General features: G+C 29.8%; 11 protein-coding genes. 10 read left to right on the forward strand and 1 reads right to left on the reverse strand.

Features of this window, described 5'->3' with window-relative positions; genetic code table 11:
- Positions 1-161 precede the first annotated feature (161 nt).
- Positions 162-1,037, reverse strand: coding sequence for a hypothetical protein (locus HMPREF1552_RS04750; protein WP_021743960.1), 876 nt, complete (start codon positions 1,035-1,037; stop codon positions 162-164).
- A gap of 404 nt (positions 1,038-1,441) precedes the next feature.
- Between HMPREF1552_RS04750 and recG the strand changes: the two genes are divergently transcribed.
- The 10 genes from recG to HMPREF1552_RS04800 all read left to right on the forward strand — a co-directional run bounded on the left by recG (position 1,442) and on the right by HMPREF1552_RS04800 (position 11,561).
- Positions 1,442-3,511, forward strand: coding sequence for an ATP-dependent DNA helicase RecG (recG, locus tag HMPREF1552_RS04755; protein WP_021743961.1), 2,070 nt, complete (start codon positions 1,442-1,444; stop codon positions 3,509-3,511).
- Positions 3,512-3,912: 401 nt separating this feature from the next.
- Entirely contained in the window at positions 3,913-4,797 is an 885-nt protein-coding gene (locus tag HMPREF1552_RS04760) for a DMT family transporter (protein WP_039901190.1), read from the forward strand.
- Between the two features lie 520 nt (positions 4,798-5,317).
- Positions 5,318-5,833, forward strand: a complete 516-nt coding sequence (gene def / locus HMPREF1552_RS04765) for a peptide deformylase (RefSeq protein WP_039901191.1) — start codon at positions 5,318-5,320, stop codon at positions 5,831-5,833.
- Between the two features lie 26 nt (positions 5,834-5,859).
- Positions 5,860-6,819, forward strand: a complete 960-nt coding sequence (gene fmt / locus HMPREF1552_RS04770) for a methionyl-tRNA formyltransferase (RefSeq protein ID WP_021743964.1) — start codon at positions 5,860-5,862, stop codon at positions 6,817-6,819.
- Positions 6,820-6,865: 46 nt separating this feature from the next.
- Entirely contained in the window at positions 6,866-7,531 is a 666-nt protein-coding gene (locus tag HMPREF1552_RS04775) for a redox-sensing transcriptional repressor Rex (RefSeq protein ID WP_039901193.1), read from the forward strand.
- A gap of 43 nt (positions 7,532-7,574) precedes the next feature.
- The gene (gene folD / locus HMPREF1552_RS04780; protein WP_021743966.1) at positions 7,575-8,426 is read left to right on the forward strand and encodes a bifunctional methylenetetrahydrofolate dehydrogenase/methenyltetrahydrofolate cyclohydrolase FolD; all 852 of its coding nucleotides are present in this window, start codon (positions 7,575-7,577) and stop codon (positions 8,424-8,426) included.
- 35 nt (positions 8,427-8,461) lie between these two features.
- The gene (accB, locus tag HMPREF1552_RS04785; RefSeq protein ID WP_021743967.1) at positions 8,462-8,947 is read left to right on the forward strand and encodes an acetyl-CoA carboxylase biotin carboxyl carrier protein; all 486 of its coding nucleotides are present in this window, start codon (positions 8,462-8,464) and stop codon (positions 8,945-8,947) included.
- A gap of 36 nt (positions 8,948-8,983) precedes the next feature.
- On the forward strand, positions 8,984-10,273 hold the full coding sequence (locus HMPREF1552_RS04790) for a hemolysin family protein (protein WP_021743968.1): 1,290 nt from the start codon (positions 8,984-8,986) through the stop codon (positions 10,271-10,273).
- A 9-nt stretch (positions 10,274-10,282) separates the two neighbouring features.
- Positions 10,283-10,735 (forward strand): NUDIX hydrolase, encoded by a 453-nt coding sequence (locus tag HMPREF1552_RS04795; protein ID WP_021743969.1) that lies wholly within the window; start codon positions 10,283-10,285, stop codon positions 10,733-10,735.
- A gap of 295 nt (positions 10,736-11,030) precedes the next feature.
- Positions 11,031-11,561, forward strand: coding sequence for an adenine phosphoribosyltransferase (locus tag HMPREF1552_RS04800; protein WP_021743970.1), 531 nt, complete (start codon positions 11,031-11,033; stop codon positions 11,559-11,561).
- Positions 11,562-11,666: the final 105 nt, after the last annotated feature.

Raw genomic sequence — 11,666 nt, forward strand, 5'->3', positions numbered from 1 at the left:
AAATTACTTGAAAATATTAGGTTTATATCCTTTATTAGAAAAATTTGTAATAAATTCATTATTTAAATAAGGTTTAGTATAACATAATATATGAGAAATTTGAGTTATTCCTAAACCAATTTATAAGCTTTATTAGTTTACAAGATACTGATTAGAAATTTTTATAATTCAATTTCCCTGTTTCTATCAATCTTTCTAAAAATATCTGTATTTTTGAGCTTTTCTACATTTCTTTTCTTTTGGCTTTTGTTTTCAATATTATTATTTATTGTAGTTATCATCATAAACAAAAATTTTTCCTGTCCAAAATTATAGTTTTTTACTTTATTACTTGCAGAAAGTGTTGCAATATTATTTAAATAATAGTCAATTCCTTTTTGAAATTCATTTTTTTCAACAAAATTCCGAATATTTAAAAAATGTAAACTTAACTTGTAGGAATAGATTTCTTCATCTGACATTGTAAATTTATCAGTTTCACTTTTATTGCTCAAAAGTTTTAGAGTTTCATCTATTTCAGGCTTTAAGTTTTTTACGCCATTATCATTGGCTTCTTCCTGTAATTTTATAAGTTTTAAAAATAAAGAATTTGGATATTTTTTGTTTATTTGATTAATAATTTTATTTTTCTCGTCTAAATCTTCAATATTTCCATAATAAGTGACTTTCATGCTCCAAATTTCATAATCTGTTGGATTAGCCTTTTCAAAAATGTCCATATATTTTTTTCCATTTCTTATATTTTTCAAATAAAGGCTTGCCAAATAAGTTTCAGCGATTTTTCCTGCTACGATATAATTATTTCTATCCTTTTCAAGCAAATTTTCCAGTTTTTCCAAATATTCCGCTCCATCAATACCCGAAGTTTCAAAAAGCAGTCCATCGCCAATTTCTTCATCAAGTTTAATAGTTTCTTCAATAATTTCACGTTTAATCCCTTTTGCACTCAGTTTCTTATAGATAATACTGCTTACACTTTCTGCATTCCCAAAAATTCCAAACGCTAAAAATAATAAAATAGTCGTTAATTTTTTCATCTTGTTTATTTCCTTTCAATTTTTTGTTTATTATAAACATGTATATTTTTCCTCTTGAAGTCAAAAATACAGTTCTTAATTTTTAAGAATTTTTACTATATTTTACATTATTGAGAAAATTTTTTCAAATTAATTAATAAATTTTTTTGAGATAATTCTTTTGCGAAAAAAAGGATGCTTATAAATGAAAAAATTAGTTAAACTGTCTTAAAACTTAGGGAAGTTTTTATTTTTCAAAATATGGAAAATTTCGATAAATTATGGTATCATTATTAGTAATGATATAGAAAAAACAGTAATAAAAAACGTAAACATTGAAAAATATTATTAAAATTCAAACTTAAAAATATTTTATTTATTAATTGTTTTTGGTTTGGAGATATTAAAATAAGGCGGAAATAGATATGAAAACATATAACTTGCTTTATGGAAATTTAGAAAATGTGAAAATAAAAGGAGTTACAAAAACAAACATTCCAAAATTTAGGAAACTGGGAGTTTTTACACTTTATGACTTACTTTATTTTTTCCCGAGGGCTTATGAGAATAGGAGCAATCATAAGAAAATTGCGGAAATTCTGGCAGATGAATTTGTGATTTTACAGGGAACGGTTGTGAATGTGGTTAATCAGTATATAAAGGCTGGAAGGACTATGTTTCGAGCGGTTTTGAGTGATGATAGCGGAATGATTGAGCTTGTGTGGTTTAATAACAGGTTTGTGAAAAATGGTATTCACATTGGCGATGAAATTACAGTTTATGGGAAAGTGAGAAAAACTGTAAAATTTCAGCTTGTAAATCCTGAATATAAAAAAATCAATCAAGCTAGTTTTGATATGCAGGAACAAAAGCAGATATTACCTATTTATCCGTCTACTGAGTCGCTTAGACAGCAGGCAATTAGAAAAGTTATGGAAAATGCCTTGATGGATTACGGATATTTATTGCAGGAAAATCTACCAAAGGAGTTTTTGCAAAAGGAGAAACTGCTTGGAAGAAAAGAGGCGGTTTTAAATATTCATTTTCCAGAAAATGAGGAAAAGCAAGGCAAAGCACGAAAAAGATTTATGCTGGAGGAAATTTTGCTTCTGGAAATGGGAATTTTGCAAAATCGTTTTAGTGTAGACAAGGCAAATAAGAATATTTATAAACTTGAGGACAACAAAAGTCTTGTGAGCAAATTTATAAAGGGTCTGGATTATGATTTGACAAAAGCACAGAAGCGTGTAATAAAGGAGATTTATTCTGAATTAAAGGCTGGAAAGATTGTGAATAGGTTGATTCAGGGGGATGTTGGTTCTGGAAAGACGATTGTTTCCTTCATAATGCTTCTTTATATGGTGGAAAACAGTTATCAGGGCGTAATTATGGCACCGACAGAAATTCTTGCTACACAGCATTATCTGGGAATTGTAGATGAGTTTATGAATCTTGACATACGAGTGGAACTTTTGACTGGGAGTGTGAAGGGAAAGAAAAAGGAAAAATTACTGAACGAGATAAAAGAAGGGCTTGTTGACATTGTAATTGGGACACATTCTCTAATTGAGGACAATGTAATTTTCAAAAATCTTGGACTGATTGTAATTGATGAACAGCACAGGTTTGGGGTAACACAGCGAAAACTTTTACGTGATAAGGGAAATCTTGCCAATTTAATTGTTATGAGTGCTACTCCGATTCCACGTTCACTTGCACTTACAATTTATGGAGATTTGGATGTATCAATTATTGACGAGTTGCCTGCTGGAAGAAGTCCGATTAAGACAAAATGGATACAAAATGAAATTGACAGGCAAAAAATGTATAACTTTATGGAAAAGAAAATGAAAGAGGAACGGCAAGTATACATAGTATCGCCATTAATTGAGGAAAGTGAGAGCCTGAATGTAAAATCAGCACAGGAAACATACGAAGAATACATTTCAATTTTTCCAAATAGAAAAATTGGGCTTATGCACGGACGGCAAACTTACAAGGAAAAGCAGAAAGTTATGGAACAGTTTAAAAATCACGAACTCGACATTCTAGTTTCCACAACAGTAATCGAAGTCGGTGTAAACGTACCAAACGCTTCAATTATGGTAATTCGTGATGCTCAAAGATTTGGACTTTCTTCACTTCATCAGCTACGTGGAAGAGTTGGTCGTGGAAAATACCAGTCCTACTGCTTTTTAGAATCCGAAACAACAAATGAAATTTCAATAAAAAGGCTGGAAGTTATGGAAGAAACAACAGATGGATTCAAAATTGCCGAAGAAGACTTAAAGTTACGTAATTCAGGAGAAATCTTGGGAACAAGACAAAGTGGAGTGTCTGACATGCTTTTTACCGACATTGTAAAAAATGTGAAGGAAATCAAATTTGTACGTGATTTTGTAATGGAATATCTGGAAAAGAACGATGGGAAAATAGAAAATGAATTTTTGAAAATGGATATTTATAAGAAGTTTTTTAGCGATGAAACAAAGTAATGAAATGAATTGTAAAATTATTTTTAAATAAGATTATTATATTTAAATTTTAGGATTTTACATTTGGAAAACATTAAATAAGCAAAATTTCGTTAAAGGAAAAATAACTGTCTGAGCGTAGTTTTACGAAGCGAGTTTTATTTTTTCTTTATAAGAAAGTTTTGCGTTAAGCGTGGTTGTAAGGGCATGGCGCTTGATGCCCTTACGTTACAAAAAATTGAGTAAAAAAATAGAAAAAATTATTATTAATCATAATACTTATAAATATATTATTAAAAATCTTTAAGATAGATACTTAAGAATTAAATTTTATTTTTTAAACAGTGTTTAATATAAGTTAGATTTATTTAATATTACTAATTTATTTTTGGAAAAATTTCAAAATGATAAGGAGAAGTTTTGTGAAACAGTATTTGGCAGATTTTGGACTGCTTTTTGTAGGGATATTTTGGGGACTTGGGTTTGTATTTGTGAAGATTGGGCTGAATACAGGAGTTGATCCGTTTTATTTGTCAGCAGTTAGATTTCTTGTTGGAGGAATTATTCTTTACGGAATTTTCTTTAGGAAAGTTGGTAGATTTACGAAAAAGGATATTTTGGCTGGATTAATAGTTGGAATTTTTCAATTTTTTGGATACGCTTTCCAAACTTATGGGGCGATGCTTACGACTGCCAGTAAAAATGCTTTTTTTACTTCGATAAACGTTATAATTGTTCCTTATATTTTTTGGTTTTTGCACAAAAAACGTCCTGATATTTTTGCATTTTTGGCTTCGGTTATTTGTGTGATGGGAGTTGCTGTGATAAGTTTTGACAGGAAGATGAATCTTGCAAATCTTAATTTTGGCGATATTTTGACAATTATAAGTGCGATATTTTTTGCAGGACAAATTGCTACGAATGGATATTTTAGTAAAAAAGTTGAGCCTTTAAAACTTGTTGTTATGCAGATGTTTGTGGCGGGAATATTGTTTGTGGCAAATATTTTTATCTTTTCAGATACGAGCAAAATTCAAAAGCCTGATGGAATGATGCTAGTTTCGATAATTTATTTGACAATTTTTTCAACGACGATACCGACAGTGTTGCAGACATTCTGCCAAAAATATACAACTTCCACAAGAGCTTCAGTGCTAATGTCAACAGAATCGCTTTTTGCACCACTTTTTGCATTTTTTATACTAAGTGAAAGATTATCATTTAGAGTGGCAGTTGGTGCTGGATTGGTACTTTTTGCAGTACTTGTATCGGAAACAAAATTGGGATTTAGGAAGTTAATTGATTGAAAAATTTAATTTTGATATTTATAACATTCTGTTGAAATTAGTAATTTTAAATTTCTAGAAATCACAACTTTTTTAGTTTATTGAAATAGTTGTTATAAGTAAAATTTATCAAGCAAAATTTCATTAAGAGAAAAAGAACTGTTCGAGCTTTTGGAATGTATTTAAAGTAAAATTTATTTTTCATATTAGAATAGTCGAGTATTCAAAAACGAGTTTTCTTTTATAAGAAAGTTTTGTGTCAAGCGGGAGTAGTTCGTAGAACTTTCGCCATAATTGTTAAGTGCTAATCAATTCAAAGATGTTAAAGTAACTGATATTGCGAAATAAGAGGTATGGCGTTTGATACCTCTGCGTTAAAAAAACTAATATGAAAAATTGAGAAAAACAATTAGCTTAGTAGAAATAATTTAAAATAAAATTTAAATAAAAAATTAATTGATGTTTTGTATTAAAATTTATCAAATAATATGATAAAATAAAATGGGTAATAATGAGTTTAATAAGGAGAGAAAAAATAAAAATGAAAATAGTTTTATATGGACATCCAACTTTACGTGAAAAATCAGAAAAAGTTGACGTAGTTGATGATAATATAAGAGAAATTTTAGATGAAATGGTTGCTCTTATGAGAAAAGCCAATGGAGTGGGACTTGCTGCAAATCAGGTGGATATTGCTAAAAGATTTTTTGTGCTGGAACACGAAGGAGTTGTAAAAAAAGTTATTAATCCAGAAATTTTGGAGTTTTCTGAAGAAATTGCAGATATGGAGGAAGGATGCTTGAGCATTCCTGGAGTTTTTAAGAAAGTAAACCGTCCTGCAAAAATTAAAGTGAAATATTTAAATGAAAATGGGGAAGAAGTCATTGAAGAACTCGATGAAATGTGGGCTAGGGCATTTCAGCACGAATTTGATCACATAGAAGGAATCCTGTTTACAGACAAACTTTCGGTTATGAATAAAAGATTAGTTGCTAAAAAATTAGATGTTCTAAAGAAAGATTTTGCAAAAGGCAGAATTTACAGGGACTTGGACTAATAAAGTCAGGAAAGCGAGAAAAATAAATGAAGACAATATTTATGGGAACGCCAGAATTTGCAATACCAAGTCTGGAAGTTGTATTTAAAAATACGGATTTACAGCTTATTTTTACAAAAGAGGATAAAATAAATGCCAGAGGAAATAAAATTATATTTTCTCCCGTAAAGCAGTTTGGAATTGATAATAATGTAGAAGTTGTTCAACCAAAAAAAATGAAGGATGAAGAAGTTATAAACAAAATTAAGGAAGTAAATCCTGATTTAATCGTAGTTGTAGCTTATGGAAAAATTTTGCCAAAAGAAATAATTGATATTCCAAAATATGGAATAATAAACGTGCATTCTTCACTTTTGCCAAAATATAGAGGGGCTTCGCCTATTCATTCCGCTATTTTAAATGGGGACACTGAAACAGGTGTAAGCATAATGTATATTGAGGAAGGGCTTGATTCTGGAGATGTAATTTTAAAGGAATATTGTAAAATTGCAGAAGATGATACGCTTGGGACTCTGCACGATAAATTGAAGGATTTGGGAGCAGCTGGACTTAAAAAGGCGTTAGAATTGATTGAAAATGGTGAAGTTCAGGCGGAAAAACAAGATGACAGCAAAGCCACCTTAGTAAAGCCGATTACAAAGGAACAGGCAAAAATCAACTGGAATAGCACAAAAGAAGTTATTTACAATCAAATTCGTGGATTAAACCCATTTCCAGCAGCACATACTTCCAACGAAAAAGGTGAAAACATAAAAATTTACAAAAGTGAAAAAATTGAAAAAAAATATGAAGATGAAGTAGAAAATGGTACAATTGTCGAAATTATCAATAAAAAAGGGCCTGTTGTAAAAGTCGCAAATGGAGGATTATTGATTTTGGAGGCAAAATTTGAAGGGAAAAAACTTCAAAAGGGAGTAGATATTATTAATGGACGTAAAATGGTAATTGGAGAAAAATTATTGTATAGCAATTCTAGTTCAAAATAAGAATAGAAGGCTAGATTGTAATTTTCTAATTTTCATAGGAGGAAATATGAAGTTAAAAAAAATGGAAATTTCTGAAAGAGTTGTACAAAGACTGACAGAATATCTATCTATTCTAAAAGAAGTCCGAAAACAGTATAACGAAATAAATTCCATCGAACTTGCCAAAATTATGAACACTACTTCTGCTCAGGTACGTAAAGATTTATCAACATTTGGTGAGTTTGGTGTACGAGGGAAAGGTTATGATATAGATAATCTAATAGGAATTATTACAAAAATTCTCGGAATTGATAAAATTAACAATGTGATAATTGTAGGACATGGTAAGATGGGAGAAATGCTTTCCTCGAATCTCGATGTCTTAGGTGAAGGATTTAAAATTGTTGGGATATTTGACAAGGATAAGAATAAGATTGGGAAAACAGCTGCTAATAATTTAATTGTTCAGGATATACAAAATGTTGATGAATTTATAAAAAATATGAAGAATAATTCTGATACAAGAATTGAAATGGCTATTTTAGCAGTTGTAAAAGAACAGGCGCAAATTGCAGCAGAAGGTCTTGTAAAAAGTGGAATTTCTGCAATACTTAACATGACAACTTATAAATTGGAATTAGATAAAAATATAAAAGTTGTAGATATGGATATTTCAGCAAAGTTACAGGAATTAAATTTCTGGAGAATAAATAATATAAGCGAAAAAATATAATATCGAAAGGAGAACCTGTTGAATTTAATTTGGCAGGAAAGCTATGACTATAATTGATGGAAAGGCACTTTCAGAAAAGATTTTGAGAGAAATTGAACAGGAGCATAGTGAACTGGAAAAAAAAGTTGGCAGAAAAGCTGGACTTGCGGTAATTATAGTAGGAGACAATCCTGCTTCACAAATTTATGTAAGAAATAAAATAAAAGCTTGTGAAAGAGTCGGATTTCATTCTGAAACAATTAGACTTGATGAAAATATTACAGAAGAAAATTTACTTTCAGAAATAAAAAAATTAAATAATAACAACAATGTAGACGGAATTTTGGTACAATTACCACTTCCTGAACATATTGATGAATTAAATATTATAAATGCAATTTCAGCCGAAAAGGATGTTGATGGATTTCATACGACAAACATTGGTAAAATGATGATTGGAGATAAATCAGGATTTTTACCTTGCACACCAGCTGGAGTGATTCAGATGTTTGAAGAATATAATATTGATTTGAAAGGAAAAGATGTCCTTGTGATTGGACAAAGTAATATTGTGGGAAAACCAATGACACTTTTATTAATGCGAAAGCACGCAACGGTTCAAACTTGTAATTCAAAAACAAAAGATCTATCTGAAAAATTACAAAGAGCCGATGTAGTAATAGCAGCCGCAGGTTATCCAAAATTAGTAAAAACAACTGATGTAAAGGAAGGTGTCGTTGTAATTGATGTTGGAATAAACCGTGTAGATGGGAAACTGTGTGGAGATGTGGATTTTGAGGAAGTTTCTAAAAAAGCCTCTTTCATTACTCCAGTTCCCGGTGGTGTTGGTCCGATGACAATTGCAATGCTAATAAAGAATACATTTAAATCATACAATCAAAAAATGAATAAATAAGATTAATTAAATTAAAAAAGAAAGTGAGAAAATTAATGAAAGATAAAATTAAATTTATTGAAAAATTAGCCAAAAGTATGAACGAAAACAAAATTGAATCAGTAAAATATGAAGATAATAATTTTGAAGTTTCATTGACTAAGAAAAGGAAAGAAAGAAATATCATAGTAAATAACGCACTAGCTCAGCCTATGGCTACAGCACCATCAAATATTCCACAGGAAGTACAACCGCAAGAAACATCTTCTCCTGCACCAGTACAGGAAGCAGCTTCTGAAGAAATTTCAGGAACACAAATCACTTCCCCAATGGTTGGTACTTTTTATGCATCACCATCGCCAACAGCGTCTCCATTTGTAAAAGAGGGAGATTCCGTTACAGAAGGACAGACACTTTGTATAGTAGAGGCAATGAAACTTATGAATGAAGTAAAATCAACAGTTGCAGGAAAAGTAAAAAAAATACTTGTTAAAGACAAGGATAGTATAAAAAAAGGTCAGACATTAATGATTATTGAATAATTTTTATAAAAATAAAAAATAAAGAAGGGATAAAATTTGGAAGAGAAGAGGATTTTGTTAGATATTGTTCTATTATTGGTTTTATTGTTTTTTACATCGTTTTTATCAGCTGCAGAGTCAGCATTATCATCGCTTAAGCAGATACATTTAAAAAGTGATTCGAAAGAAAAGGAGAAAACAAAGGAAAGCGAACTTTTAAAGCTTTGGCTAGAAAATCCGAATGAATTACTTACAACACTTCTGTTTGTGAAAACGATCTCTTATTCTTCAATGGTTTTTACAGGAGTTTATTTAATAAAAAGAATTTATACAGAAAATCTTTTTGTAGGAATTTCATTTTTTGTGTTAATTGTTCTTATCCTGATATTTTCTGAAATGGTACCAAGGCTGATAGCAAGAAACAACATCTATGGAGTTTCTAGAACATTAATAATTCCGTTAAATACAATACGAATTGTATTAAAACCCCTAATTCGTTTATTTATACATATTTCAAGATTTATTGTTGGAATATTCAAGATAAAGGTAAAAGATCAAATGTTTGAAATAACAGAAGATGAAATTTTAACATTTTTAAAGGCTGGAACAGAAAGCGGTGTGTTTGAAGAAGGCGAAGAGGAAATGATTACCAGTATTTTTGAATTTTCGGAAACAACAGTCAAGGAAATACTTACTCCACGAAGAGATGTATTTGCATTGGAAGCAGAAAGCAAAATAGACGATGTATGGGATGAAATTTTAGATCAAGGGTTCACACGTATCCCAATTTACACAGAAACAATCGACAAAATAGTAGGAACAGTACATATGAAAGATTTACTCCGTTACGATAAGAAAACTGGAGAGAATCCCCCAATAAAGGAATTTATGAAAGAGGCCTATTTTGTTCCAATCACAAAATCTTTGATTGAATTGCTAGAAGAATTCAAGTTAAAGCAGCTTCATATGGCAATAGTTATTGATGAATATGGAGGAACACAGGGAATTGTAACGATTGAAGATTTACTAGAAGAAATTGTTGGAGAAATAAGAGATGAATTTGATCAGGAAGAAGAAAATATTCAGCAAATTCGTGAAAAAATATTTGATATAAAAGGAGATACACCTATTGAGGAAGTAAATGGTAAATTGAATATAGAAATTCCTTTATCTGAAGAATACGATACAATCTCTGGATACATTCAAGACAAGCTGGGAAAAGTTGCCGATGTATTTGATCAAGTAAAAGACGATAAATTTATATTAAAAGTGACTGATATGGATAATAAGCGTGTGGAAAGAGTAAGAGCGATTATTATTGATCAGGAGGAAGAAAGAGAGAAATAAGGAGAAAAAATGGAAGAAGTTAGACCACGAATACGTGTGGCAGGAATTCTCATAGAAGATAATAAAATTCTGCTAATTCAACATCACAAAAATAACAAAAAATACTGGCTTATTCCTGGCGGTGGAAATGACTGGGGCGAAACTACAAAAGAAGCTTTAATTCGTGAATATAAGGAAGAAACAAATATGGATATAGAAGTTGATGAATTTCTGTTCTTTTCAGAAACAATTTCCCCAGATAAGAAACGTCATGTTTTAAATTTGTTTTATAAAATACACCGTAATAATAAAAATGATAGTATCATAAAATTAGGAGAAGAAGCAGTCTTGACAGATTTGAAATTTGTAACAAAAGAAGAATTGGAAACAATGATAATTTATCCAAATATTAAGGAAAATTTATTAAAACTAATGAATAATGAAAAAATAAGAACTGATTTAGGAAGTTTATGGAATGATTAATTAAGAAATATTTATATGTAGTTTATTAGTTGTATCATAAGTTAAATAAATCACTGAATCATAAATTTTATGTATTTAATATTTTGATAAAAACAATTAAAGATGATAACTATTGGTTTTTGAAAATAATAACATTTGTGTCAGTAAAATTGTTTTTGATTTATGAAATACTGTTACATCTTAAATTTATTAAAAATTAAATTAATTCAAACAATATGAATCAAAAATTCATAAGTATAGTTGCACACAGAATTATCGTTAATTATATAATTGTAGAAAAGAGGAAGAAGAAAAAATGAAAATAGAAGAAAAAGAAAAAATAGAAAAATTAATCCGTTCAGTAGAAGATTTTCCAGAAAAAGGAGTAATTTTTAGAGATATTACAACAGCATTAAAAGATAAAGAAGGGTTGGAAATCATCATAAAGGATTTTACAGACAGATACAAAAATAAAGGAATAGACTATGTAGTAGGAGCTGACGCAAGGGGATTTATTTTCGGAGCTGCAATAGCTTATAATATTGGAGCAGGATTTGTTCCTGCAAGAAAACCTGGAAAATTACCTGCAGAAGTTGAAAGTGTAGAGTATTCTTTAGAATATGGTAAAAATAGTATAGAAATCCATAAAGATGCCTTTGAAAAAAATTCGAAAATATTGATTGTTGATGATTTGTTAGCTACAGGAGGAACCGCCAAAGCAATGGTTCAATTAGTAGAAAAATTAGAAGCAGAAGTATATGAATTAGCATTTATGATAGAATTATCAGATTTAAAAGGACGAGAATTTCTTAAAGGATATGAAGTCTATTCACAACTAAAATATTAATAAACTTCAAAAGGAATCTTTCTAATTACAAAATTTAAAAGACTATTTTTATAGTGAAACTTATACAAAATCGACCTAAAAATATGGTATAATAACTTTATGGCA

This window comes from Leptotrichia sp. oral taxon 879 str. F0557 (genome assembly GCF_000469385.1).
Taxonomy (GTDB): Bacteria; Fusobacteriota; Fusobacteriia; order Fusobacteriales; family Leptotrichiaceae; genus Leptotrichia; species Leptotrichia mesophila.